The organism is Rheinheimera sp., assembly GCF_030824435.1.
Classification (GTDB): domain Bacteria; phylum Pseudomonadota; class Gammaproteobacteria; order Enterobacterales; family Alteromonadaceae; genus Pararheinheimera.
In genome coordinates this window covers 33731-59086 of the sequence record NZ_JAVBXS010000018.1, presented here as the reverse complement: position 1 = coordinate 59086, position 25356 = coordinate 33731, and the positions used below count along the sequence as shown (strand labels likewise).

At 47.3% G+C, this 25356-nt stretch carries 19 protein-coding genes and 4 tRNA genes; 8 read left to right on the top strand and 15 right to left on the bottom strand.

Features of this window, described 5'->3' with window-relative positions:
• Positions 1-56: 56 nt before the first annotated feature.
• From RCH83_RS03320 to RCH83_RS03255, 14 genes are read right to left on the bottom strand one after another with little or no spacing between them, the layout of a single operon-like run.
• A complete protein-coding gene (locus RCH83_RS03320; RefSeq protein WP_306519001.1) occupies positions 57-1415 on the bottom strand; it encodes a phenylacetate--CoA ligase family protein in 1359 nt (452 codons plus the stop codon).
• Complete coding sequence (locus tag RCH83_RS03315) at positions 1412-2710, bottom strand: putative O-glycosylation ligase, exosortase A system-associated (protein WP_306518999.1); 1299 nt, start codon at positions 2708-2710, stop codon at positions 1412-1414. Before RCH83_RS03315 ends, RCH83_RS03320 begins: the two co-directional genes overlap by 4 nt.
• The gene (locus tag RCH83_RS03310; protein ID WP_306518997.1) at positions 2711-3937 is read right to left on the bottom strand and encodes a glycosyltransferase; all 1227 of its coding nucleotides are present in this window, start codon (positions 3935-3937) and stop codon (positions 2711-2713) included. It lies immediately after the preceding gene.
• Positions 3937-5172 carry a TIGR04063 family PEP-CTERM/XrtA system glycosyltransferase gene (locus RCH83_RS03305; RefSeq protein WP_306518995.1) on the bottom strand — a complete coding sequence of 412 codons (1236 nt, stop codon included), beginning with the start codon at positions 5170-5172 and terminating at the stop codon, positions 3937-3939. Before RCH83_RS03305 ends, RCH83_RS03310 begins: the two co-directional genes overlap by 1 nt.
• Positions 5169-6158 (bottom strand): hypothetical protein, encoded by a 990-nt coding sequence (locus RCH83_RS03300; RefSeq protein WP_306518993.1) that lies wholly within the window; start codon positions 6156-6158, stop codon positions 5169-5171. The genes RCH83_RS03305 and RCH83_RS03300 overlap by 4 nt, the downstream gene beginning before the upstream one ends.
• Before the next feature lie 29 nt (positions 6159-6187).
• Entirely contained in the window at positions 6188-7504 is a 1317-nt protein-coding gene (locus tag RCH83_RS03295) for a nucleotide sugar dehydrogenase (RefSeq protein WP_306518991.1), read from the bottom strand.
• On the bottom strand, positions 7504-8733 hold the full coding sequence (locus RCH83_RS03290) for a TIGR03087 family PEP-CTERM/XrtA system glycosyltransferase (protein ID WP_306518989.1): 1230 nt from the start codon (positions 8731-8733) through the stop codon (positions 7504-7506). The genes RCH83_RS03295 and RCH83_RS03290 overlap by 1 nt, the downstream gene beginning before the upstream one ends.
• Positions 8730-10649: an asparagine synthase (glutamine-hydrolyzing) gene (gene asnB / locus RCH83_RS03285; RefSeq protein ID WP_306518987.1), complete on the bottom strand. Its 1920-nt coding sequence runs from the start codon at positions 10647-10649 to the stop codon at positions 8730-8732. The genes RCH83_RS03290 and asnB overlap by 4 nt, the downstream gene beginning before the upstream one ends.
• Positions 10650-10651: 2 nt before the next feature.
• Positions 10652-12547, bottom strand: coding sequence for an XrtA/PEP-CTERM system amidotransferase (locus RCH83_RS03280; RefSeq protein WP_306518985.1), 1896 nt, complete (start codon positions 12545-12547; stop codon positions 10652-10654).
• Positions 12548-12568: 21 nt separating this feature from the next.
• Entirely contained in the window at positions 12569-13726 is a 1158-nt protein-coding gene (locus RCH83_RS03275; protein WP_306518983.1) for a TIGR03088 family PEP-CTERM/XrtA system glycosyltransferase, read from the bottom strand.
• On the bottom strand, positions 13723-15222 hold the full coding sequence (xrtA, locus tag RCH83_RS03270) for an exosortase A (protein WP_306518982.1): 1500 nt from the start codon (positions 15220-15222) through the stop codon (positions 13723-13725). The genes RCH83_RS03275 and xrtA overlap by 4 nt, the downstream gene beginning before the upstream one ends.
• A 3-nt stretch (positions 15223-15225) precedes the next feature.
• Positions 15226-16257: a FemAB family XrtA/PEP-CTERM system-associated protein gene (locus tag RCH83_RS03265; protein ID WP_306518980.1), complete on the bottom strand. Its 1032-nt coding sequence runs from the start codon at positions 16255-16257 to the stop codon at positions 15226-15228.
• 37 nt (positions 16258-16294) lie between these two features.
• Complete coding sequence (locus RCH83_RS03260) at positions 16295-17158, bottom strand: XrtA system polysaccharide deacetylase (RefSeq protein ID WP_306518978.1); 864 nt, start codon at positions 17156-17158, stop codon at positions 16295-16297.
• Positions 17159-17162: 4 nt separating this feature from the next.
• Positions 17163-18569 (bottom strand): TIGR03013 family XrtA/PEP-CTERM system glycosyltransferase, encoded by a 1407-nt coding sequence (locus RCH83_RS03255; protein ID WP_306518976.1) that lies wholly within the window; start codon positions 18567-18569, stop codon positions 17163-17165.
• A gap of 184 nt (positions 18570-18753) precedes the next feature.
• Between RCH83_RS03255 and RCH83_RS03250 the strand changes: the two genes are divergently transcribed.
• Genes RCH83_RS03250 through RCH83_RS03235 form a run of 4 tightly spaced genes read left to right on the top strand, consistent with a single transcriptional unit; the run spans position 18754 to position 23569 of the window.
• Complete coding sequence (locus tag RCH83_RS03250; protein ID WP_373689737.1) at positions 18754-19383, top strand: XrtA/PEP-CTERM system exopolysaccharide export protein; 630 nt, start codon at positions 18754-18756, stop codon at positions 19381-19383.
• 22 nt (positions 19384-19405) lie between these two features.
• On the top strand, positions 19406-20998 hold the full coding sequence (locus tag RCH83_RS03245; RefSeq protein ID WP_306518974.1) for an XrtA system polysaccharide chain length determinant: 1593 nt from the start codon (positions 19406-19408) through the stop codon (positions 20996-20998).
• The gene (locus RCH83_RS03240) at positions 20995-21927 is read left to right on the top strand and encodes an XrtA-associated tyrosine autokinase (protein WP_306518972.1); all 933 of its coding nucleotides are present in this window, start codon (positions 20995-20997) and stop codon (positions 21925-21927) included. The genes RCH83_RS03245 and RCH83_RS03240 overlap by 4 nt, the downstream gene beginning before the upstream one ends.
• Positions 21908-23569: a hypothetical protein gene (locus tag RCH83_RS03235; protein ID WP_306518970.1), complete on the top strand. Its 1662-nt coding sequence runs from the start codon at positions 21908-21910 to the stop codon at positions 23567-23569. Before RCH83_RS03240 ends, RCH83_RS03235 begins: the two co-directional genes overlap by 20 nt.
• 68 nt (positions 23570-23637) lie before the next feature.
• Here RCH83_RS03235 and RCH83_RS03230 read toward each other — a convergent pair whose 3' ends face one another.
• Positions 23638-24666, bottom strand: coding sequence for an XrtA/PEP-CTERM system-associated ATPase (locus RCH83_RS03230; protein ID WP_306518968.1), 1029 nt, complete (start codon positions 24664-24666; stop codon positions 23638-23640).
• 313 nt (positions 24667-24979) lie between these two features.
• Between RCH83_RS03230 and RCH83_RS03225 the strand changes: the two genes are divergently transcribed.
• The 4 genes from RCH83_RS03225 to RCH83_RS03210 all read left to right on the top strand — a co-directional run bounded on the left by RCH83_RS03225 (position 24980) and on the right by RCH83_RS03210 (position 25352).
• Positions 24980-25055 (top strand) — tRNA-Ala (locus RCH83_RS03225).
• Between the two features lie 13 nt (positions 25056-25068).
• Positions 25069-25144, top strand: a tRNA-Glu gene (locus tag RCH83_RS03220).
• Positions 25145-25174: 30 nt separating this feature from the next.
• A tRNA-Glu gene (locus tag RCH83_RS03215) sits at positions 25175-25250 on the top strand.
• A 26-nt stretch (positions 25251-25276) separates the two neighbouring features.
• Positions 25277-25352 (top strand) — tRNA-Glu (locus tag RCH83_RS03210).
• The last annotated feature ends 4 nt before the right edge of the window (positions 25353-25356 follow it).

Below are 25356 nucleotides of genomic sequence, written 5' to 3'. Positions count from 1 at the left end.
AAGTGGTATGCGTTCGCAGGTTTCTGATGTACGGCCATAAAAATGAACAGCAGCTGCTAGCTGACCAGGTTTTCGACATAACGGTATTTGCCGTTTTTACCCGGGCTGATGTCATCAACAATACGGATGTTAATCTGCGCCGTGTTGCCAAGACGGGCCTGAAATCCCTGCACTATTTGTTGTTGTTCTGCTGCTGTCAAAGTGCTGTTTAGCACCAGCTGCAGCTCTGTGTGCTGGCGGCTCTGTTGCACTATTTTAAACTTTGCCACCTGAGGCAAGGTTCGCACTATATAAATTAATGCCAGTGCATGCATTTTGTCGCCTGCAGTGGTCAACAGAAAATCGGTCGAGCGGCCTTGTACTTCACTCAGCACTGGTAAACCCCGGCCACAACTGCAAGCCGTTGTGCCTATAGTGCCCATATCACCTGTGCGGTAGCGGATAAAAGGATAATCCTGGGTTTGCAGATGGGTAATGACAATTTCTCCCATTTGCCCTGGCGCTACCGGCTGATCATCAGGGCCGATAATTTCAACAATAATGTCTTCTGCGCTGATATGCAGGCTGCCGGCAGGGCATTGATGGGCAATAAAACCTGCGTCTCTGGCACCATAACCATTGGCAACAGGGGCGGCAAATACCTGTTCAATCAGTTCACGCTGATGTGGATACAACATTTCAGAAGTGACAAACACCACCTGAATACCCAGTTGGCTCATATCAGTCTGTTGTTGCTGCGCCGCTTGTGCCAGCTGATGAATGACAGATGGATAACCAAACAACATTTTTGGTCTGAGCTGCTTGAGTTGTTGCAGATAACTTTGGGTACTGGCGGCCGTCAGATTAAATGCCGGCAATAAGTGCGAACGAAATAACCAGTCACGCAGTTGCTTAATTTTGTCTTGTTTACCCAGCTCGATTGGCGAGCCCCAAAGGACAGCCTCACAATCGCCAATGTCGACGCCCCACCAGCGGGTGGCCCGCAATTTAGCAGCAACATCGTGACTGACTCTGGGCTCTCCCATAAAAAACACCAGAGGTTCACCACTGGAACCACCGGTATTGTATTGAATAAAGGGGCCAAGGCCTTTGGTTTTAAGGGGTTCGCGTTGTTGTTTAATGACGGTTTTGGTCAAAAAAGGTAATTTGGCAAGGTCCTGACTGCTTTGTATATCGGCCGCTGTGAGGCCCAAATCGGCAAACACCTGTTGGTAATAAGCATTATTGGCCACCACCTGCTGCATAAACTGCTGCAGCCGTTGTTGTTGCACCTTTGCCACTGCATCCGCAGACAACCATTGTTGTTGTTCTAAACGCGCCAGCATCCGGTAGGTTTGATGGCCTTTTAGCCATTCATGCAGGCGGAACAAATAACGGCTGACCAGCCAGGTATAAAAACCGGATTTTTTGTTCATGATGTGGCTTCCTGCGAAACTAAGGCTGGTTCTTTTGCGTTGTTTATTTGTTTTTGTGTGACCGCAAGCAGCGCCACTATTGAAATAACAATATGAAATGGTAAGTCAAAATAGCCCAGCCCCAGAAATGCCCCACCGACGGCGTAAGCGATCAAACTGCACTGCAACATTTTTGCAAGCAGAGCCTGCGAAGCAAACTCCGCTTTACCATCACATAACCTGATCACCTTATTGGCGCTTTTCCAGCTGGTGAAATAAATCATAAACCAGAGGAAAAAGCCGATAAAACCATGATGCGCCATGATCTGGAAATAAATACTGTGTGAATCCTGAAATTCCGGGGCAAAAGGGGCGTATTTCAGATAGTTATTGGCATTAAAGGCATTATAACCACCGCCAAATACTTCGGATTTAGCCAGATTAAATGCCATATGCCAGGCGTCAAAACGGCCGCTGACTGAAGTGTCGTATTGTTCACCTTTGGTTTCGTCGACCACTATGGTGCCCATACGTTCATGCCAGCTTTGTGGCATAAAGTTATAAGCTAGCGGCGCCGCCAGAATAAACATCAGCAAAAAGCCCATTTTATTTGGGCCTTTTAACCACAAAAAAGCTGCCACTGCCAAAGTGCCTAATAAGGCGCCGCGCGACTGTGAACCCAATACGGAAATAACGATAAAACCCATCAGTAACAACAGGCCCCGTTTTGCCCAGATCCAGTTGGCCGGTAATTGGCTGCGCAAATAAAATAACACCGGAAAAATAATCAGCAGGGAAATTGCCAGTTCATTATTACCAGCAAAAAAACCACCATTTGGTCCCCAGACCCGGCCACCGCCGCCTGTCCTTAAGGTAAAAATACCACCTTTAAAACCATAAAAAGCAATACTCAGAGCCACCACCCAAAGCGCCAACTCGATACGGCGAACACTGGTGAGCATAGCCAAAATAACCAGCGTAAATATCTGAATAGTCATGACTTTTTCAAACTGCTGACTGGCGTAAGCACTTTCCGGATTTACAAAAAAAGTAATACACATCCAAAGGTCAAACAACAATAAAAACTTCACCGGTGTTTCCATTGGTACTTTTTTCGGTTCTTTGCTAAATAGAAAACCAGCCAGCAAAGTCAGGCCAATACCGGCAGAAACAGGCATAGTCTGAATAAAGCCAAAAGCCTGACGGTGTGGCACCATATAAGAAATCCAGCACCAGACTAAAACACCATAAAAGGGCCGGCGTAAAATAATGGGCACACTGATCAGCAGCACCAACAGGATAAAAATATCGCGCATTTAGGGCTTAGCTCCGCTGTCAGGTTCAGCCGGGCCCCCAAGGCGCTGATACAAAAAGTGCAACTGCGCAATACGCAAATCCCAGTGATTGGCTTTGGCATAATCTGTCAGCACAGTCGATTGCCATTGGGTTGTCAGGGCATTAAAAAGCGCCGTACTTAACGCTTTGTGCTCATCAAGCGGCACTATCAGGCCAAGTTCAGGCTGGCAGACCACCTCTGCGTTACCACCAACATCTGTCGCCACTACAGGTAAAGCGCAGGCCATGGCTTCCAGAATCACATTGGCCCAGCCTTCGTTGGCTGACGCCAGTACAAATACATCAGCGGCCGATAACGGCTGTTTTAAGGCTGCAGGCGGCAAAGCACCCAAAAAATGCACTCTGTGCGCTAAACCAAGTTGTGCGGTCAGGCTGCGAAGTTCAGGTTCATAATTACCTTCGGCATTGGCGCCGCCCACCACCAGATAATGTACATCCAGGCCTTGTTGGATTAAATCCGGCAGGCAGTTGATCACATGATGAAAACCTTTACGTTTCACCAGGCCGCCGACTGTAATTAAAACTTTGGCATCCAGCGGTAAACCCAGTTGTTGCCGTGCTTCGGTTTTATCGATCACACTAAACTTTTCGGTGTCGATACCATTCCCAACCACAGTAAATTTAGCGGCGTCGGCGCCAAGACGAACGGCATGTTGTTTTAACGAGTCCGACACACAAATCATCGCCGATGCCTGTTGCCAGGTTTGTAACAGTTGTTCACGCCGGCCCGGTAAAGTTGCGTGTGGCACTTCAGTGCCTCTTAAGGTCACGGTACATGGAATGGCCAGCTCTTTGGCAATGCCGCTGGCGGCCAAACCATCGGGGTAGGTAAAGTGGCTGTCAATCAGGGCAAAAGGGGTTTTTTGGTGTAGTTTTTTAATCAGCGCTCCTGCCGCCCTTGCCATCGACGCTGCGTCATTATTACGGCCAAAACCGGGTATAGAAAAAAATCTCGGGTAATACACGCTGATGCCTTGTTGTGTTTCCATCAGCGCTGGCATAGGTCGGTAGTCTGGTTTAAACAACCGGATCAGACTTTGACCAGGAAACCAGGGCACCGGGCTTATCACTGTTAAATCATAGAGTTTTGCCAAGCGAAAAGTGCGTTCGCGGACAAAAAGCCCGGCGTTGGGCCTGGCTGAACTTGGAAATAACGAGCTGAAAATTAATAACCTGGCTTTTTTCATCAGCGCACGTTCTTCTTGTTGTCGTTTTGTTTTTGCAGCAGTGCACGGTAAATATCCGGGTAGGGCGCTGTGCTGTTTTTCCAGTTGCGAACCTGCTCCACAAAACGCCGGCCATTTTGTTTGAGTCTGTCCCAGTCGTGTTGATTAGCCAGCAGCTCGCTGATGCTAAGCGCAAGCGCCGCTGCGTCGTCGGCTTTAAATAACACACCGGTTTCGCCGTGCTGAATCAGCTCACGATGGCCACCAATATCAGAGGCCAACACCAGACCAAGCTGGGCCATGGCTTCCAGCGGTTTTAGCGGTGTTACCAGCTCTGTCAGCCGGATAGATTCTCTTGGATAAACAAAAATATCGACCAGGCTGTAATACTGCGCTACTTGCTGGTGTGGCACCCGGCCGGTAAAAATGACTCTGTCGCTGATGCCAAGTTGTTCGGCCTGAGCTTTAAGCGCTTGCTCTTGCAAACCGCCGCCCACCAGCAATAACACCAGATTGGGCTGGCTGTCTTTTAGTTTGGCCAGCGCATCAAGCAGAATATGCAGCCCTTCATAACGGTAAAAAGAGCCTAAAAACCCAAGCACAGTTTTGCCTTCGAGCTGATGTTTGCTGGCAAGGTCGCTATTGCGTTCAGTCAGCGGTGGGAAGGCATCAATATCCACGCCATTAGGCACTATGCTGATGTTGTTTGCCTGGATGCCCCATTGTTGCACCTGAGTGGCCAGCCCTTGGCAGATAGTGACTACATGGTCGGCGCTATGCAGCGCTTTTTTCTCCAGCCACTGGCCAAGCCGGTAACGCAAATCACCTTCTTTACAGGTGCCATGACTGACAGCTGCGTCTTCCCAGCTGGCGCGCATTTCGTATACCAGCGGAATACCAAAACGACGGGCTACGCTGGCGGCGGCTATTGCATTCAGTGACGGTGAGTGGGCGTGCAGAATATCTGGTTTTTCTTGTGTGATCAGTTCAGCCAGCCGCTGTTTTAACGTGCTTATCACATCCCACTGGTTCAGCACCGGCACTTTGGCAAGAGCGCCCTGGGCTGTGCGGTAGAACTTCAGGCCATCCACCATTTCGTCGGCTGGCGCTTCGGCATAATGTTTGGTGCTGGTCAGCTGTACAGTTTCTATACCCAGCTTGTGTTGTTCACGCAAAATAGCGAGGCTTCTGAAAGAATAACCACTGTGCAGCGGCACTGAATGATCAAAAATATGCAGAACTTTTAACGGCGTCATTTGGCTTCCTTGCGGTGCAGCCTTGAAGCAAGGCTGCGAACTAATGTCACGAGCAACACAAAAAACAGCAGGCTTTCCAGAGCTAAAATGCCCCAGAGCAGGTTTTTTAATTGATACATATGGTTAATTTGCGCCTGGTTTTCAGCTGTGGTTATGGCATACAGTTTGGGGAACTCGCCAAGCGCAACCGCCAACAGCTGTTCAACATGTGGTGAAATGTGGCGGGCTGTTGCAAGCACAGGGTGCTGGTCGTAACTTAAGCTGTTGTTGGCCCAATACATAAAAAAGGTGTTGCGACCTTGTTGGAAATAATCCAATAAATGCTGGTTGTCGCGAAAACCGAAGTTTTTTGCTGAGGTACGCACTATTTCAATCTGTTGTGGTGCACTGAACAATAAGTGTCTGAATTCCAGCACTGACAACGGTTGTTTTGTGGTCGCATCTACGGCGTAAAAACGGTTAAATAAATCCAGCATGATCCATTTTTGCCATTGTGCATCCCAAATCTCACTCAAGGCATGGCCGTGCCCGGCAAAACCATCAAAAGAAATACCCCATTCGCGCACCGGAATGTTCAGGGCATAAGCAATACTGTTGGTTACCTGAGTGTAGTCAGCACAATAACCGGTACTTTGTTGTTCTATCGCTAACAAAGCTGTGTGGCTGTCGGATTGAATAGCGCCGCCGAGGCGTTTTTGTTGTTCAAACCTTTGGGATAACTGCAGCAGTTGTTGCAGCGCGCCAGCAGTGATTTGTGTTGCGACAGGCGTTTGTGCTGCAACTGGCGCAACCCACTGACTGAGCCAGTCTGGCACAGTGGCTGTTTCCTTGCGAAAATCCGCAGGATAGTCAGTTGCCGCCCAGTGGAATTCAGCTTCAGCTGCACTTTGAAACACCATGGCGTTTCGAAGGCGCACCAGCTCGCTGCTGGATGGAAAAAACGCCAGCAATAACAATAACGGCAACATCATTGCCGTTATTAACATTGTTATTTTTTTTCCCAAAGACAACATTATTACCAGCACAAGCCAATATAACGGGCTTTGAGCATAGAAATGTCTTTTAAATGCACCAGGTCAATCAGAGTGTGATCGGCCGTGAGTTTGGCACAGACGTCAGCCACTAAAGCTTTGTCATTTAAACCCAGCACTATCACAGGGTTATCCGCCAGCAAAGCGTCAATGTCAGTGGTCATCAGATCGCCAATATGCGGAATAGACTCTTCAATATATTTTTTATTGGCGCCAATCAGTTTGGAAATACTGACTTCAGGGTCAAAAATATTCAGCAGTTTGCCTTTGCCAATTAAAAACTCGGCCAAATCAACCAGCGGACTTTCACGTAAATCGTCAGTACCAGATTTAAAACTTAAGCCAACCATGCCAATTTTGCGTTGACCCGTTGCCAGAATTTTCTGACAGGCTTGTTGCAGATGTACAGCGTTGGACGCCAGCACATGGCCCAACATCGGAATTTCGATATCGGCTTGTTTGGCCACATATTGCATAGCGCGTAAATCTTTGGGCAGGCAAGAGCCACCAAAAGCAAAACCTGGTTTTAAATAAGCGGTGGAAATATTCAGCTGTTTGTCGGCACAGACTAAATCCATCACTTTAAACGGATCTACCGCCAGACCATCACAAAGCCGCGCCACTTCATTGGCAAAAGTGATTTTCAGCGCGTGGAAAATGTTACAGAAGTACTTCACAGTTTCGGCGGTTTTGACGTCGGTTTTTTTGTATTCACCCGGCAGATGGCCAAACATTTGTTGCATCACACCATGGGCACGCTCTGAATTGGCGCCAACAATGGTAAAAGGCGGGTTGTCATAATCTTTAATGGAGCTGCCTTCACGCAAAAATTCCGGTTGGAAGCAGATATCAAAATCAACACCGTCTTTTTTACCGGAATGTTGTTCCAGCAGGGTTTTTAACACACCTTCCACTGTGCCTGGCAGCAAGGTTGAGCGAAACACGATGGTGTGGTAACTGGTTTTTTTCGCCAGCGCTTTGCCCAGCTGCTCAGCCAAACGTAACACGGCGGTTTGATCCTGACTGCCATTCGCTTGAGATGGGGTGCCCACACAAATAAAAGACAATTCGGTTTTTAACAACGAAGCTTCGACATCCTGACTGATTTGCACCAGCTGGCGGCTCACCACGTCGGCCATCAGCTCTGGCATACCTTCTTCAATAACCGGGGACTTTCCGTCCTGAATTAATGCCAGTTTAACCGGATCTATATCAACGCCAATCACTTTGTGGCCGTCACGGGCAAGGCAGGCCAGCGACACTGCTCCGACATAACCTAAGCCAAAAATACTGATATTCATCACTGCACTTCCTGTTGTGTTAACTGTTTTGTTGCATGTAAGTCTATACATCTGTTCACAATAGTGTCCAGATGCGCCATGGAGTAGCGCCATTGGTGGTTGCTGAGCATACGCTCACGGCCGGCTTTGGCATAACGGCTGCGAAGTTCAGGCTCTGTCATTAAACGCAGCGCCTGACGGGCCAGTTCTTCTTTGGTGTCGGCGATTAAAAAATGTTCGTTGACCACAGCGTCAATACCACCGGCGGCTTCGGAGCTGCTGATCACCGGCACACCCATCGCCATGGCTTCAAGAATTTTATTCTGGGTGCCGCGGGCAATTTTAAGCGGCGCCACCATAGCCGCTGTTTTGCGGATAAAAGGCCGCACATCAGGCACACTGCCGGTGACAATCACACCTGGCAGTTTGGCCAAAGCCAGAATTTCTTTGCTGGGTTCGGCACCAACTATATAAAGTTTGGCATCTGGCAATTTGGCGCGAATAAGTGGCCAGGCACCGGCACAAAACTGCAACATGGCTTGCTGATTCGGGTAATAGTCCATCCGGCCAATAAAAGAAATGCTGTGCATTTCATAATCCAGGTTTTGTGGATCCGGACAAAAATAGTCGCTGTCGACCCCATTTGGAAACCAGTCGGTGGCCGGTGCTTTTTGATAACTTTGTAAGGTCTCAAGTTCGGCTTTGGTGGTACAGCTACTCAGGTCAAAGCGGGTGGCCAGTTGTTTTTCAGCACGTAACATTTTTAACCCTTCCAGCAAATAACCCAGATTCAGTGGGAAAGGTTTAAATTCGCGGTACGCCAGCCACTTTTGCGAGTCCATATCACCAAAATCGAGGATTTTTGGAATGTCAGTGACATGAGCCACGTACTGTGCAACAGATGAACAATGCACAAAAATGAGATCAAATTGCTGTTCAGCCAGTAACTGATTGATATGTTTGGCTAAGTCCGGGCTGTAAAAATAACCCATTGACGAAGGCGTCAGCAGTGGCAGACGCAAAATCATGCGGGCAAACTGCACCGGCTCGCTGACCACAGCAGCATAATAATGACTGCAATATTGTTTGATGCCTTCACCTTCGGCCGCTTCCGCTTTATTACGAGCCAGAGATGCAACAAAAACTTCATGGCCCTGTTGCTGGAAGTGGCGGATCATATTAAAAGGCCGGATCTTGCCGCCTCTTTTTGGCGGAAAGGGGAAACGGTGACAGATATACAAAATTTTCATATCGAAGCCCTGATGGTTTCAGTCAGTTGTTCGGCGCTTTGACCATCAAGGTACAACCGGCACCAGATTTCCAGATTCAGCAAAGCCAGCAGGTGATCGGTATGATCTTCCTGCTGGGCAAAATGTTGTGCCAGCGTTTGTTCAATCACGGGCCAATGTAATAAACCACGTTTTTCCACAGTGTCGCGGTTGATAAAAAACTGCAATAACGCCGCCAGTTCTTTTTTCAGCCAGGCGCCGAGTGGGGCGCCAAAACCACGTTTTTTCCGATCCAGAATATCAGCTGATAATAAATCAGACATCGACTCTTTCAGCAGATGTTTTAACCTGCCGTTTTTCATCACCAACTGCTGCGGAATTTGCACCGCCAGTTCCACCATCTGATGGTCTAAAAATGGTACCCGGCATTCGAGCGAAGTGGCCATGGTCATTTTATCGGTCAGCATTAATAAATCGTCGGCCAGTTGTGTTTGCCGGTCAGTGTCAAACATGCGCCACAACGTTTCGCTTGCTTTACTTTGTTGATAAGTGCGACTGACCCAATCATTGCTCTGGTTGAGTGTTAATAACTGCCGGCGTTTGTCGTCGCTAAACACCTGCATATAATTCTGATAACGCTCAGCCGGCGCTAAATCGGCCGAAGCAATAAAAGCTTTGCCAAGTCTTAAGGTATTCAGCAGGCCGGAATGGCGGTCGCTTGGCAACATCGCGGCCAGCGGTTTAATCAGCTTTTGGCGGATAAAAGCCGGAATTTGCTGATAACGTTCTAAATAATGTTCACCCAGATAACGGCGGTAACCACCAAACAGCTCATCGCCACCAACACCGGATAAAATCACAGTCACGTCTTTTCGGGCAAACTCAGACACCAAAAAGGTGGTGATAAAAGCGCTGTCAGCGACAGGTTCATCAAGATGCCATAACAACTTGGGTAACAAAGACACCACGTCGGGTTTGACCAGAATTTCATGGTGTTCAGTGCCAAACTGGCTGGCGACAGCTTTGGCATAGGGCAGTTCGTTATAAAAAGCACCGGCATCACCGGTATCAAAACCAATAGCGTAAGTTTTTACCGGTCCTTTGCTGTGACGTGACATTAATGCCACTACGGCGCTGGAATCGACACCACCTGATAAAAAGGCGCCAATAGGCACATCACTGACCATCTGCATTTCAACCGACTGCTCCAGCTGGCTGCGGATGGCCTGTACCCATTGTTGTTCAGTGCGGCTGTGGTTTTGCTGAAAGTCCGGCTGCCAATATTGTTGTTCGCTGATACCACTTGGGTTGATCAACAGATAACTGGCCACCGGTAGTTTACGGATACCGGCAAACATCGACAAAGGTGCCGGCACATAACCTAAAGCCAAATATTGCTCAAGCGCCTGTGGATCTATGGCTTTTTCCACGCCTGGCAAAGCCAGAATTGCTTTGGCTTCAGTGGCAAAGGCCAGATAACCTGATTGCTGCGAAATATACAAAGGTTTAATGCCAAGCCGGTCACGTGCTAACAACAACTGTTGTTTATTGTTGTCCCACAGGGCAAAAGCAAACATACCGTTCAGGTGTTGCAAACAATCGAGGCCATATTCCTGATACAGATGCAAAATAACTTCGACATCGGAATTGGTTTTAAAAGCATATTTACCGGATAACTGCTGGCGTAGCTCACGGTAATTATAAATTTCACCATTACACACCAGTACCAGCGAACCGTCGGCGCTGCTGATAGGCTGATGACCGCCGGCAAGGTCAATTACTGACAAGCGGGTCATGCCAATAGCGACGTTATCAGCTACAAAACCGCCATGATCATCCGGACCGCGGTGACGGGTAACAGTGGCCATCACATCAAGCCATTGTGAGGGAAATTGTTGTGGTCTTTGGGTGGCCACTACACCATGAATACCACACATGGTTAACCCACCTGCTGACGATAAAACTGGCTGAACATTAATAAAGTCCAGAGTGCTGAGCTGTGGTCATGTGTGCCAGCCTGGTGCTGATCGTACAGCTGACGGATATATTGTTGATTAAACAAGCCGGAATCAGCCAGCTGTTCACAACTTAATAATTGCCACAGTTTTTGTTTCAGCGGGCCGCGGAACCAGCTTGCCAGAGGCACAGAAAAACCCATTTTTTTGCGGTACAAAATGTCATGTGGTAAATATGGTTCCATCGCCTTTTTAAAAGCAGCTTTACCTTCATTGCCCTGGATATTCAGACTGGACGGAATGCGGCTGGCCCATTCCACCACTTTGTGGTCAATCAGCGGCACCCGGACTTCCAGCGAATGCGCCATACTGGCACGGTCTACTTTGGTCAGAATGTCACCGACCAGATAGGTTTTCATATCCAGATATTGCACCAGTTTCAGCGGATCTTCGGTGCCGGCGTTGGCGGCATGGCGCTCAAACACTTCCAGTGACCGATAACCGGCCAGTTGTTGTTTCAGCTTGTTGCTAAACAACTGATTACGGGCGTCAACACGCATAATCGACATGGTATTGGCATAACCTGACACCGCATCCAGCGCCATCGACTGAAAGGTGGTTTTGGCACGTAAAAAACGCGGAGCCCAATCCAGTTTTGGATAAACCTTGCCAAGGGTGCCAAATAACGGTTTACGCACAGAGGCAGGTAACACAGAACGCATTTTTTCTTCATGCAGCTGATAACGGTAACGGCGGTAACCGCCAAAAAGCTCATCACCACCATCACCAGACAAAGCAACTGTTACATGCTGGCGCGCCAGCTGGCAAACCCGGTAAGTCGGGATAGCTGAGCTGTCGGCATAAGGTTCATCGTATAAATGGGCCAGCTCGTCAATCAGCGAAAAGTCATTGCCGTCCACCACCTGAGTTCTGTGATTTGTTTTATATTGCTCCGCCACCTGATTGGCATAATCACTTTCGTCAAATTTCGGGTCGTCAAAACCGATAGAACAGGTGTTAACAGGTTTATCTCCCTGAATTTTTGCCATCAATGCGACTACTGCGCTGGAGTCAACACCGCCGGACAAAAATGCGCCAAGCGGCACTTCGGCAATCAGCCGGATATCCACAGCCTGACGTAGTCGTTCTACCAGCTCTTCCTGTACTTCTTTTTCAGTCAGCGGTGTTTTTGCAAAATCCACATCCCAATATTGCACTGGTTGCAAAGGGCCACGGCGATTTTTATCAATCAGTAAATAGTGGCCTGGGTTTAGTTTGTAAGCCTGACTGTAAATAGTGTAAGGCTCTGGTACATAACCAAAAGTGAAATAATCTTCAATGGCAGGGGCGTACAACGTTTTGTCAAAATCAGGGTGTTGGGTCAGTACTTTGAGTTCTGAACCAAATAACAGCTCGCCGTTTGGCAGTACCGAATAAAACATCGGTTTAATGCCCATACGGTCGCGCGCCATAAAAATTTGTTGTTTCACTCTGTCCCAAATAACAAAAGCGAACATACCGCGAAAATGTTGCACACAATCCACACCCCATTCTTCCCAGGCGTGCACTATGGTTTCGGTATCGCCATGGGTGGAAAACACATGGCCACGGGCTTTCAGTTCAGTGGTCAGTTCAGCAAAATTGTAAATTTCACCATTAAATACCACGGCAACTTCACCGGTTTCGTTAAACAGCGGTTGATGGCTGCCGGCAATATCAATAATGGACAAACGGCGGTGCGCCAGGCCAACACCAGGCTCAAAATGGTAACCGTCGGCGTCCGGGCCGCGATGTGACTGTGCTGTATTCATCTTTTTCAGCAGAATAGGATCTACCGCAGATGTATTGTTTAATTGAAAAATACCGGCAATACCGCACATGAACTTCAACCTTCCTGTTTTTTAATATTTTTGATGATACAAAGCTTTGTAACGACTGACCATCTGTTTGATACTGAATTGTTGCAGCGCACTTTCGCGCGCTGCGGCCGACTTGCCGGCCAGTTGGGCCGGATCAGCAGCAATAGCAGCCATCAGCGCAGTGAGCTCAGTTAAATTGTTGTTGTCAAATAACCAACCTGTCAGGTTGTGTTGTACCAGTTCAGGGTTACCACCGACCCGGCTTGCCAGCACAGGCACACCACAGGCCATGGCTTCGAGAATAGTGTTTGAAATACCTTCGGCCAAAGACGGCAACACAAAAACATCAAAACAGTGCATCAGCGCCGCCACATCGTCTCTGTTGCCTGCCAGCCAGCAATGTTCAGCAACGCCCCCTTGCGCCAGCATATCGGCAATAGGTTGTTGCAGTTTGCCATCACCAACGATAACCAGCGCAGCTTGAGCGGCAAAATTAGGGTCCTGCTGGCAGTTGTTGATAAAAGCTTTGGCCAGCAGCTGCTGATTTTTCACTTCGGCCATACGGCCAACACAACCAAAAATCAGCGACTTGTGCTGCAGTTGTTTTGGCAATAAGGTCAGGTTTTTTGCTTCAGGCTGAAACTTGTTGGTATCAACACCATTACAAATGAGCGCCAGCCGCTCTGGTTTTACCTGCACCTGTTGTAACAGATAATGTTGGGCCTCAGCAGATAAACAAATGTACTGATGAATAAATAACCTGAATAAACGTTTGAGCTGTAAATACTTTTTATTGCTGCCGCTTAGGTCAGCCATATCCCAGCCATGTTCACCATGGATGCGGTAGCCAATACCAGCCAGCACAGCACAAAGCTGATATTCAAGCGCAGCCAGATTACGACTGTGGCAAATATCCGGTTTTAACTGACGCAGCAGTTTCAGGCAACGCCAGAACGAAGCCAGATCGTGACCTGGTTTCTTCTGCAGGTTAAAAATCTGTACCTGTGGGTGTTTTATACGGCTGAAAAACGCTGGATCATGATCGGTCAGGCAAATAATGCTGTGTCTGAATTGATTGTGGTCCAGTTGATTAATCAGATTGACCACGCCGTTTTCCAGCCCGCCGGTATGAAAAGCAAATACCAGATGGCAAATATGCACAACTTTATCTTCAGCCTGGGTCAAACAGATGTTGTTCATTGTTGCGGACCGGTTTCAAGCTGACGCAATAACGGCAACATCTGATTCAGTTGTTGTTCCAACTGTGCTCTGGCCTGTTGCACATCGCCTTCATATTCAATGCTAAGGGCAAAAAAACTGCCATAAGCACTGATACCAAATACTTTGGATAATGCCTGATAAAAAGTTGCCAGAGTTGGGTTTGCGGTTTGAGTATCTGCGGTCTGATACCAATACCACATCAGCATTTTACGGTCTGGCAGTGCTCTTAAATCCACCTCTGTGACACTAAAAGCACCGACTGATGTCAGGCTCAGGCGCTGTTGTGTTGACGGCGCCCAAAGCTCAGACTGAAATATTTTGTTGTCCCAGTTCACCAGTTCTTTATTGTGTTGATGCCGGTAAAAAGCGGCGTAAAAAGCGATATGTTGTATCTGGCCCTGCACCAGATCGCTGGCATGGCTAAATTGCGGTAACAAAGTTGGGTCGGTTACCGGCGTCAGGCTTTGTTGTAACTGAGTGATATTGTAAGGTGCTGTTGTTTGCTGGCTACTGACATTATTCAGCAGCAAAGTACCGGGCAATAAAATTGCAACTAACAAGGCTAACCAGGGCTGTTGCCGGGCACCAGTTACTGATACTGCGCTGCTTGATGCTGTTGTTGCGACAGGATCGGCAAATTTATTGCCAACATAAAACATCAGAAACACAATCAAACCAAAAAACGCCCAGCCATAAATCAGGTGATCAACACCAACCGCATATTTCATGCCCGACACATGGGCAATCATAATAATGCCGTAAGCACGTAACCCATTGGCAATAACAGGAACCACCACCGAAGCCAGCACAAATATCAGCTGCTTCTTTTTACTGCGGTAACTCAGGTAAGCAAAGATGGTGCCTGTGGCGAGTGATGCAATCAGGTAACGGATACCTGAGCAAGCTTCGGCGACATGGAAAACGCCACTTGGAATCGTCAGGTATAAGCCCTCGCGATACACCGGAATTTGACTCCAGCGCAGCGCTGCCACTGAAATGTCAGCGGTGACCTGCTGTAGCTGTGGCACCAGCGAATCGCCAAGCGGCACGGCAAAAATAAGATAAGCCAGAGGGAACTGCCACAACTTAAATACCGCAGTGCCCAAACACAACCAGACCAACACCGGGATCATCAGTATCACCGCCAGTTGTTTGGCGGCATCCACTGCAGTGACATCAGCAAATAACCACAGCAACAACAACAGCAACAACAAAGGCAAGGCATACCAGCAAGGGCGCCAGTCGAGTGCGGCAGTTTCAGTACGTTTCTGCCAGATAAGGTACAGACTGATGGGAATGATTAAAAAACCGTGGGCAAAGGTATCAGAACGGCGCCAGATGGCCTGCATCGACCACAGCGTGTCAGCAAAGGTCAATAACCAGCTGATGAGCAGCAGCAAAAAACAACCGGCAAACAGCAGGTTGTTTCGGGAATTTGTTGCTGTAGCTGGCGTGACGTGCAGGTTATTGGCCATCCGTCACCCCAGATAATGTGCGAGTTTAGGACCTAGCCAGCGGCTGATTGCCAGCGGCAGCTTTTGCCACATTTTTATAAACAACTGATACTTAGGGTTATTTGGACTCAGATTTGATAGTTGTGTCGCGTTGATCAACTTAAACTGATAGTGCAGTACCTGGTCTTGCATACCCCAGTGTTTTTTATAGCTATAGGCGCCTGATTCGAGTTTGCTGCGGCCAAAATCATAAAAAGTACAGCTTTTGTCTTTTTTGGCGTGACACATCAGCTGGTAATACATTAAATCGTTGCTTTTTAGTTCGCGCGCTACAGGTTTTCCGCCCCCATAGTAGGGCAGTACCTGATTTTTATAATAAAAATTAAACACAGATGACACAGCTTCGCCGTCTTTACGGATGGTCAGAATTTCGGTTTGTGCCGGAAATACCTGTTGCAGCGCATCAATCAGTTTTTTGCTGAACACCGGAGTGCCTAAATTTCGCAGACTTTCGGAATAAATAGCGTAAAAATCGTGGTTGTTGCTGTCGAGCTGCCAGCTCATATCGGTTTGCAGGGCTTTGCGAATCAACGCACGTTGATTCTTTTTAATGCCGGCTAAAATAGCGGCATCGTCGGCGGCAAGTTCGCAACCAAAGGTCGCGTGTTGGCTGCGCGTCAGCCAGTCGTTGTCCTGGGCATCACGATAACGCAGCTCCACATGATCAACACCAAGCTCACGGCCGATTTCAATGGCTTTTTGTTCCAGTGCACGACGCACATCAGCTGCACCCACTGCGCCACCGTAAACACAAAAAGGCGTAGACACCAGGGCATTGCCAAACAACTTACTGTTGACCCATGCCAAAGGCAGAACACCGACAATCTGGTCGTCTTGTGTGGCGTATAAATAGTAACTCGGGTGGCCCAGTGTTTGTTGCAAAACCAGTTGCCAGCCGCAGAGGTGGAAAAAAGTGCCATCGGCCTGTTGGTCAACAAAAGCGTCCCATGCCGAACGTTTTGGATCATCCAGGGCTAAAGTGTTGATCTGGTACATCTAAATCCTTTAGTTGTGCTTTTTGATGGAATTTATTTCAGCGCTTTAGTGTGTCCTGGTACACCTGGCCCAGACTACGCCAGTGAAAATCGGTCAGCAGACGATCCAGTTTGTGTTCCATTTTGTCCAGATTGACATAATGACGGAACTTTGACTTGCGGCCGGCTTCTGCCACCCGGGGTTGGGCCGGATCTATTTCCCAGGGATGGAAATAGAACATATAAGGCATCTGGTCATTGCGTAAAAACTTGCTGATCAGCTTTTTACTAAGCCAATAAGGCATTAAACGGAAATAACCACCCCCGGCTATGGGCAACTGGCGACCATACATAGTCAAAGTTGGCATTGGTATTTCCCAGATGCCTTCAGGGCGCAGATAAGGTTGTTGTGGCCAGTCCGGAACCCCATATAAATCATGTTTCACCGGATAGGTGCTGGAGCTGTACAAATGACCGGCTTGTTGCAGTATGTCGAAAGCCCATTCACTTTGTTTATTAATCGAAAAGCTGGGCGCACGGTAACCAATCACGGCTTCGCCAGTCAGCTGTTCCAGAATATCTTTGGCTTTGTGGATATCAGCGGTGAATTCGGCCTGACTTTGCTGATGCACTCGGGTGTGGGCATAACCATGGCTTGCGACTTCATGACCACGGCGTTTAACTTCTTTGACCAGCTCAGGAAAACGTTCAGCGACCCAGCCCAGAAAAAAGAAGGTGGCAGTTGCGCCGTTGCGATCAAATTGGTCCAATAACTGGCGGGTATTGCGATCAACCCTTGGTACCATATCCTGCCAGTCGGAAGGTTTGATGTTGTTCTCAAAAGCCGCCACATGGAAATAATCTTCAACGTCGACCGTCAGCGCATTAAACTTCTGTGCACTTGATTTTGGCAATGATGTCATTGATTTAACGCCCTTTGCCAAAAAGCACAATCTCTACTGTACGAATAAGGATAACCAGATCCAGCAGCAGGGTACGATGTTTGATGTAATACAAATCAAACTTCAGTTTTTCCTGTGCATCTTCAGTGGTAGAGCCATATGGATATTTTAATTGTGCCCAACCGGTTAAACCTGGTTTTACGTTGTGACGCTGATTGTAATAAGGAATTTCTTTCACCAGTTTTTCGACAAATTCCGGACGTTCTGGCCGTGGACCCACAAAACCCATATCACCAACAATAATGTTAAATAACTGCGGTAATTCATCAATACGATATTTACGGATAAAACCGCCAATTTTTGTGACACGGTCGTCGTTCACAGTGGCCCATTTGGCGCCATTTTTTTCGGCGTCAGCTCTCATACTGCGAAACTTCAGGATATGAAACGGCTTACCGTCAATACCGATGCGGATTTGTTTATACAAAATTGGCGTACCGGTGCGTCGGCCGTCATCCAGATAAATAGCGAGGGCAGTGATTAACATCAGCGGCCATACCAGCAACAAAACACAGATCGCTAACAAGGCATTAAGGCGGTGATCAAGGCTGGTTTTAAACCTGTGGTTCATTTCAAAACCGTTAGAATAAATAACCCAGCTTGGATATATCAGGTTCACTGCAATCTGACCTGTTTCCTGTTCAATAAAATCCAAAATTTCGATAACATCGATACCGCGGGTTTTACATTTGAATAAATGTTCAACAGGTAACATATTGCGTCTTTCGTCGCAGGCAATCACTAATTGTTCAATTTCATGTTCACAGGCATATTCGTACAAATCATTTTTGTAATCGAAATGTATCTTTCTTGCTTCCGGAATGTGACCTGGCTGGTCGCCATCGATCAACACAAAACCGTGAACTTCAAAGTTTCTTTTATCAACGTTACGGCGCATACGGCGTTCAATAATTGAAGCACGTTCACCCGAACCTAATATCATCACTTTGCGGCGACTGATTTTGGTGATGTCGTGATATTGGAACAGCATACGAAATGATGTCAGTGTCAACACCGACAATAAAGCAGCAGTCAGGCTGTAGGTGATGCCTAAATGTAACGAAGGCACTATGCTGAAAATAACCACTTCGAGCAGAATACCGGCCAAAATCAGGGTGATAACCACACGCTTAAAAACACCACCTGTGTCTTCACGCAGTTTTTGATCATAAAGACCAACCGATAATGCACACAGCATTACGCTGCCAGTAAAAAGCACAGCATTAATTGCGGCCATTTCCTGGTCGACGGGTTGGTAAAAGGAATATACATAAGATGCCAACAAGCTGGAGACGAGTAATAACAACATTTCCCCGAGCAAAAACAACTTATCAGCCAACGTATTTTTACCGAATCGAACAGCCTTATTCATTAACACTTCTTCCTGAGTCTGAAACAACAATTTCAGTTTTCAATTTTGTCCACTTGACTAAGTGAATTTGCTGGAGAAGTATACGCTTGTGTGAATAAAACTGAAATTAATTTTTTATGTCTGCAGCCACATCGTTGTAAAATTCGGTTATATTACAAACGCATTAGCAATAAGGACGCAATATATGAATGCAAAGTTAGTTTTGGCTCAAGTTTTCGCCATTGGTGCGATGCTGGTGCTGCAGGGTTGTAGCAGTAATCAGTTAGCTCCTGCCACTGTTCAAAATTCAATGACCACTAAGGTCACAGATTATAAATACCTGATTGGCCCCAACGACACTGTGACCATCTTTGTCTGGCGTAACCCTGAGCTCTCCGGCTCTTTTATCGTGCGCCCTGACGGTCAGATCACCACTTCTTTAGTTGAAGATATTGCTGTCGCCGGTAAGACGCCTACCCAACTGGCGCGGGAAATGGAAACCATCCTGGCCAAGTTTATCCGTGACCCTGTGGTCACTGTTTCGGTCAATGGTTTTGTCGGCCCATACAGCGAGCAGGTGCGGGTGATTGGTGCCGCAGCGCAGCCACAGGCCTACCCATACCGTCAATATATGACGTTGCTCGATTTGATGATAGCGTCCGGCGGTTTAACTGAGTTTGCCAGTGGCAACAGTGCCAAACTGGTGCGCACCATGAATGGCAAACAGGTCAGTTATGAAGTGAAGCTTGATGATTTAATCCGGGACGGCGACATTTCGGCCAACGTGGATATGTTGCCTGGTGACATCGTAATTATTCCGGAAGCCTGGTTCTGATAGTAGTCGCTGGAGTAGTTCGATGAAGGAATTAAACCTTGCAATAGAAATGTTGCTTATCTATTTACAGGGAGTTTGGTTAAGGCGTCGGTATATCGTTATCACGGCTTGGGTTATCTGCCCTATTGGTTGGTTAGTGGTGTTTAATATGCCACCAACTTACGAAGCCAATACCAAGTTATATGTAGAAACCCGTTCTATCCTGGACCCTGCATTGCAGGGCCTGACCATCAGAACTAATCCTGACGAAGAAATTCAACTAATGGCCAGAACCTTATTGAGCCGGCCAAATCTGGAAAAAATTGCCATGGCAACAGATTTGGACGTCACAGTGTCTGACCGTCAGTCTTATGAAAATCTGATAGATGCGCTGCAGAAAAACATTAAGTTGTCTTCTGCCGGCCGCGAAAATATCTATGTTATTTCTTATGCAAATGCTTCCCCACAGTTGGCAAAACGTCTGGTGCAGGAAACGCTCAATATTTTTGTTGAAAGCCGGGTAGGGAACGCTGCCGCGGATAACAAAAAGACGGCAGAGTTTCTCGACAGTCAAATTAAAGATTACGAGCGCCGTTTGGAAGAAGCGGAAGCCCGTTTGTCTGAGTTTAAGAAAAATGAGCTGTTAACCGGACCTACGGCAGATCAGGGTTTTTATGGCCGTATAGAGGCTGAAAAACAACGTCTGGACGAAGCTCAACTGCAAATGCGTGAGCTTGAAGGGCAATTAGCCTCTGCCCGCCGGCAACTTGAAGGTGAAGACCCGGTGATGTTTGATTACAGCACAGGCGCACCAGCAGGTTTCAGCTCGCAGTATGACGAGCGGATCCGCGCTTTGCAGAACCAAATGGATGCATTATTGATCCGTTACACTGAAGCGCATCCGGATGTGATTGAAACCAAAAAACTGATCGAAAGCTTGCAGGAACTGCGTAACGCCGATATTGCGCAACTTGAACAAGCTTCAGTCGCATCTCCGGGCGCCAGCAGTAATCTGAATCAGAATCAGGTTTATCAGGAGCTGAAGCTGAATGTTGCACGGCTGGAAAATGAAATGGCTTCTGTCAGCGTCCGGGTTCGTAATTACAGCGAAAAACTGGCTCAGCTTGAGTCACAACGTAATACCATTCCGGATATTGAAGCGAAATTCACCGGCTTAAACCGCGACTACGAAATTACCAAAGGTAAATACGAAGAACTGTTAAGCAGGCGCGAAGCGATTGATTTGTCGCAAAAAGCTGATGAATCACAACAAGATGTTCAGTTTAAGATTATTGAACCTCCTCATGTACCTATGAAACCATCAGGACCACCAAGAGTGTTGTTTTACACCCTGGTGTTATTTGGTGGTATTGCTGCAGGTATCTTTATGGCTTTTGTCCGTAGCCAGTTACAACCTGTGGTAACCAGTGCGTTGCAGTTAAAAACCATTTCTGATTTCCCGGTTTTTGGTCTGGTATCGCATACGCAAAAAGCGGCGTTGCTGCGGCAAAATAAAAAACATCTGGTGTATTTTCTCGGACTCAGCGGCATGTTGTTATTCAGTTATTGTCTGTTGATCACAAATGAAATGATTTTTGGTTTTACCGCCAAACAATTATTGGGACGGTTGTTATGAGCACTATAGAAAAAGCCCTGGATAAACTGGGCGCTATGAGTCCAGCAACAGCCGAACCTGTCGCTGAAAGCACAGAGCAGGCCGCGCAAGCGCAAGAATCAGCGGCTCAGGTGCATGATGCCGTTCAGACCAATGAAACAGCCAAAGCTGTTGCTGACGACAAAACTTCAGAAGCTGCAGCAGAGCCGGCGGCGCCAAGACTGATGTTAGAAATAGATTTGGCCAGTCTGAGCGAGCGGAATTTTGTGTCGATGGCAACCGAGCGCCGGTTGATTTATGAAGAGTTCCGCGTGATCAAACGCAAGCTTATCAACAACGCTTTTGGCAGTTTAAGCAAAACGTTAAATCATCCGAATCTTATTCTGGTCACCAGCAGCAGGCCGGGTGAAGGAAAAACCTTTACCTCAGTGAATCTGGCGCTGAGTATTGCGCTGGAGCAAGATAAAACTGTTTTGTTGGTGGATGCTGATGTGTTGCGGCCGAATGTCTCCCGTACACTGGAAATTTCGACTCAGCTGGGTTTAACCGATTATCTGAGTTCCAATGATGTTGATGTTTCGGACATTATGTACAGCACTAATGTTGAACGTCTGAAAATTATCACCGCAGGTAAACCCCATCATTTATCTACTGAGTTATTGGCCAGCGACAAGATGATTGAACTGGTGCAGGAATTTGCTTCCCGTTATCCGGACCGGATTGTTATTTTTGATGCGCCACCTTTGCTTGGCGTCAACGAAACTTGTGTGATGGCTGCAATGTGTGGGCAGGCCGTTGTGGTGCTGGAAGAAAACAAAACCAAGTTGCACGAACTGGACAAAGCGTTAAGTTTGCTGCCAAAAGAGTTGGCCGTGGGTTTTGTGATCAATAAAGCATATTACAGTCGCGATAAAGGATATGGCTACGGTTATGGATATTATGCGGAATAACAAAGTGCGTTCAGCTGGCATAGGTGGCGTATTGACATGGCCCTTATTGTTGTTGAGCACCCCTGCGCTCTGTGCTGTGGAAGTGATCCCAACGCTGGCGCTCGAGACCCACGCTTACCGGCTGAAACTTGCTGACAATAATGACGCTGACAGAGGGCTGGCGCAGACGCTGGCTCCCGGTGTCAGTCTGACTTACGACAATTCCTGGTTGCAGTCAGCGCTGAATATTGAACAAAAAGCTGTTATTTATCGTGATGAACAAAGGGATAACGAAAGTTATACCGATTTTCGCCTGACCAACAGAGCAAATTTCTGGCGTGATGACCTTACGCTGAGATTTGGTGCAGGTCAGTCATATCGGGCTGCAAGTTCAAACTTATCCCGTTATGTTGATGAAATTACCGCCAGCGGTGATATGGCAAAAGTTCAGACCCGAGAGGCTGGGGCAGGTTATCAATTTGACCGCTACAACTGGCTGAATGCATTTTTTGATGTAAATGCGGCACAAGCCAGTACAGATAAAAGTGTCTCTGCAGTTTTTAATGACGACCCTTTTGCCGATGTTGCACTGGACAATCAGACCTTAACGGGCAGCGCCGAAATTAAGTCAAAAAACAGAGCCAGTAAGTTTTTTTATGGTTTCAGGGCTAACGGCCAGAAAACCAGCCGGGAATTTGGTGAGGACTTGTACAGCCGACGCGGTAATGGTGTTATTGGTGTGCCGTTTTTCTGGCGGGTGGCGATGATAGCGCAGGGCAGTTATGAAAGTAACAGTAATTTAGGGCAAGTAAATTCCCAGTTTGCCAATTACCGCAGTTATCAAAGTGTTGGCGGCGGTTTTGAGTGGAATATCTCCGACCGTTCCTGGTGGAACCTGACGTACAATAAAATTAATAACTTTCAGGGTGAAAGCGAATATATCGGCACCCAGTTTAATTTTCAGCCGTCGCGCCGTACTAAGTTAACCGGTAGCCTTGACCGTCGTTTTTTTGGCCGTACAGCTGAGCTTTCCGGCAGTTACAGTCTGAAACACCTGACGATGGCAGTACGGGTGTCCGACAGCGTAAATTCTTTGCTGGCACTTAATGCCGGTGATGCAGACTTTGGTTTATTTGTGTGTCCGCCCGGTGTTGCTCCGGGTCTTGCAAGCTGTTTTCAGCCACCAACTGCCCAATACCGGCCGCAACCCGGCGAGCGTTATTTTAATATTCAGCTGCCAGGTGAAGACTTAAGTGATGCGCTGGTGGTCAGACGCTCGGTAAATTACACCATAGGTTATGATTTCAGCCGGTTAAAGCTGCAGTTGCAGCTCGGTGAACGCAGAGATATTTACCTGGAACAGGACGCTGAATCACAAGACAGAAATGCTTCTGTCAACGCTAACTGGCAGTTGTCAAAACGAAATAGTATTGCAGCCACTTCTTCTTATTCAAAAATCAAATTTGAAGGCGAAACAGGCCTTAGCAATAGTTTTGGCAACAGACAAGGCACGCAGGCCAGTAATTCGTTGAGTTTTAACCGTCAGATTAATGAAAAATTAACGGCCGGATTGACTGCCAGACATACAGAAATTGATTTTGAAGGGCGGGAGCTGGATTATCAGGAAGACCGCTTGTCATTTGATATCAAATTTACATTTTAAATCAGTGATTCTGGTGCAAAAAAGGCAGCTTCGGCTGCCTTTTTGCTGTTTCTGTATCTGCCTTTGTGTCAGTTGTCATCTTTATCAAGTTTTTTAATCACCTGCTGATGCTGCTGATTGATCAGAATATCGAGTTCTTTGGCCATTTTTATTTTATGTTCTAACGAATTATCCAGCAGGCCAGACAGTTCACTTAACATGGCATGATATGGGTTCAGGCTGTTAGCTACTGCTGGCGCTGTTGTTGGCGCAGGCGCAGGCACTTCACTTTGCACCGGCGTTTGTTGCGCCACTTCACCCCGGATTTCTTTAATAACTTCCTGAATGTCTTGTGCTGACAGCAGGGTTTTATCTTCTAAAAATCCAAAAAGTAACACTCTGTCCATCAGATTATTAATTTTGCGCGGAATACCCTGACTAAACTGATAAATCAATGGAAAACAAGCTGCCTCAAGCAAGGCGCGGTTCACACCAGCCTGCACAATCCGGTATTCAATATAAGCCTGACAATCTTCAGGAGTTAAAGCCGATAAATTGGAAGAGGCAATAATACGTTGCCGGAACTGTTCCATATGAGGAGATTGAATAATGGCGTTCAGCTCATTTTGCCCCAGCAGAAAACTTTGCAGCAGCGGTTTGCCTGCAAGCTGGAAATTCGACAACATACGCAGCTCTTCCACTGATTCCAATGGCAAATTTTGTGCTTCATCGACAATCAGCAAAGCTCTTTTATTCTGCTGATGTAACTGCGTTAAGTAAATTGAGATGGCTTCGAGATAAGCTGCTTTATTATTGTCTTTGACACTAAGCTGAAACACCGAAGCTATCATTCGTAATAAATCATCGGGGCTGAGTTTAGAGCTGACAATTTGTCTGGCAATTATCCGCTGATGATCCAGTTTGCCAAGCAACTGATTGGCAATAGTGGTTTTGCCTGTGCCAACATCTCCTGTAATCACAATAAAACCTTCACCCTGACTTAAACCATATTGCAAATAGGCGAGGGCGCGTTTATGCAACTTACTGGCATAAAACCATTGCGGATTTGGCGTGAGTTGAAAAGGCCGGTCGTGAAATCCGTAATACGCTTCGTACATCAGTATTTATCCCTAAAGTTGCGGCAGTTTATAAAGTTCAGCTGTGAAATGACACAAATAAAAGCAGCAGAATCATACCACAACAGGGCGAAAATCCGGCAAATTTGTCTGCTGTTGCTGCGGGATATCAGCTGTGAAAAATGCACCGATGCTACTGTTTTCGCGCGCATTTTCGCCGTCATGCCTAAAAAACATCCGAACAGATTCAGCCTTGGAAAAAAGTATTGACACACATAGGTATGCCTCATAGAATGCGCCTCGTCTTGTGAAGCAACGCAGTTAAGTAATTAAATGTGCGCTTACAATATGGTGTGGGGCTATAGCTCAGCTGGGAGAGCGCTTGCATGGCATGCAAGAGGTCAGCGGTTCGATCCCGCTTAGCTCCACCAAATTTTACGATGTGTCCCTTTCGTCTAGAGGCCTAGGACACCGCCCTTTCACGGCGGTAACAGGGGTTCGAATCCCCTAAGGGACGCCAAGTAAACACAAGACACGAATGTATCCGCGGGTCCCTTTCGTCTAGAGGCCTAGGACACCGCCCTTTCACGGCGGTAACAGGGGTTCGAATCCCCTAAGGGACGCCAATACATTCACCCGATAACAGCACTGTGTCCCTTTCGTCTAGAGGCCTAGGACACCGCCCTTTCACGGCGGTAACAGGGGTTCGAATCCCCTAAGGGACGCCACGCT

Excerpts from the sequence above, each read along its gene's own strand:
- RCH83_RS03320 (WP_306519001.1), bottom strand. The coding sequence starts at position 1,415 with ATGAACAAAAAATCCGGTTTTTATACCTGGCTGGTCAGCCGTTATTTG.
- RCH83_RS03315 (WP_306518999.1), bottom strand. The coding sequence starts at position 2,710 with ATGCGCGATATTTTTATCCTGTTGGTGCTGCTGATCAGTGTGCCCATT.
- RCH83_RS03310 (WP_306518997.1), bottom strand. The coding sequence starts at position 3,937 with ATGAAAAAAGCCAGGTTATTAATTTTCAGCTCGTTATTTCCAAGTTCA.
- RCH83_RS03305 (WP_306518995.1), bottom strand. The coding sequence starts at position 5,172 with ATGACGCCGTTAAAAGTTCTGCATATTTTTGATCATTCAGTGCCGCTG.
- RCH83_RS03300 (WP_306518993.1), bottom strand. The coding sequence starts at position 6,158 with ATGTTAATAACGGCAATGATGTTGCCGTTATTGTTATTGCTGGCGTTT.
- RCH83_RS03295 (WP_306518991.1), bottom strand. The coding sequence starts at position 7,504 with ATGAATATCAGTATTTTTGGCTTAGGTTATGTCGGAGCAGTGTCGCTG.
- RCH83_RS03290 (WP_306518989.1), bottom strand. The coding sequence starts at position 8,733 with ATGAAAATTTTGTATATCTGTCACCGTTTCCCCTTTCCGCCAAAAAGA.
- asnB (WP_306518987.1), bottom strand. The coding sequence starts at position 10,649 with ATGTGTGGTATTCATGGTGTAGTGGCCACCCAAAGACCACAACAATTT.
- RCH83_RS03280 (WP_306518985.1), bottom strand. The coding sequence starts at position 12,547 with ATGTGCGGTATTGCCGGTATTTTTCAATTAAACAATACATCTGCGGTA.
- RCH83_RS03275 (WP_306518983.1), bottom strand. The coding sequence starts at position 13,726 with ATGAACAACATCTGTTTGACCCAGGCTGAAGATAAAGTTGTGCATATT.
- xrtA (WP_306518982.1), bottom strand. The coding sequence starts at position 15,222 with ATGGCCAATAACCTGCACGTCACGCCAGCTACAGCAACAAATTCCCGA.
- RCH83_RS03265 (WP_306518980.1), bottom strand. The coding sequence starts at position 16,257 with ATGTACCAGATCAACACTTTAGCCCTGGATGATCCAAAACGTTCGGCA.
- RCH83_RS03260 (WP_306518978.1), bottom strand. The coding sequence starts at position 17,158 with ATGACATCATTGCCAAAATCAAGTGCACAGAAGTTTAATGCGCTGACG.
- RCH83_RS03255 (WP_306518976.1), bottom strand. The coding sequence starts at position 18,569 with ATGAATAAGGCTGTTCGATTCGGTAAAAATACGTTGGCTGATAAGTTG.
- RCH83_RS03250 (WP_373689737.1), top strand. The coding sequence starts at position 18,754 with ATGAATGCAAAGTTAGTTTTGGCTCAAGTTTTCGCCATTGGTGCGATG.
- RCH83_RS03245 (WP_306518974.1), top strand. The coding sequence starts at position 19,406 with ATGAAGGAATTAAACCTTGCAATAGAAATGTTGCTTATCTATTTACAG.
- RCH83_RS03240 (WP_306518972.1), top strand. The coding sequence starts at position 20,995 with ATGAGCACTATAGAAAAAGCCCTGGATAAACTGGGCGCTATGAGTCCA.
- RCH83_RS03235 (WP_306518970.1), top strand. The coding sequence starts at position 21,908 with ATGGATATTATGCGGAATAACAAAGTGCGTTCAGCTGGCATAGGTGGC.
- RCH83_RS03230 (WP_306518968.1), bottom strand. The coding sequence starts at position 24,666 with ATGTACGAAGCGTATTACGGATTTCACGACCGGCCTTTTCAACTCACG.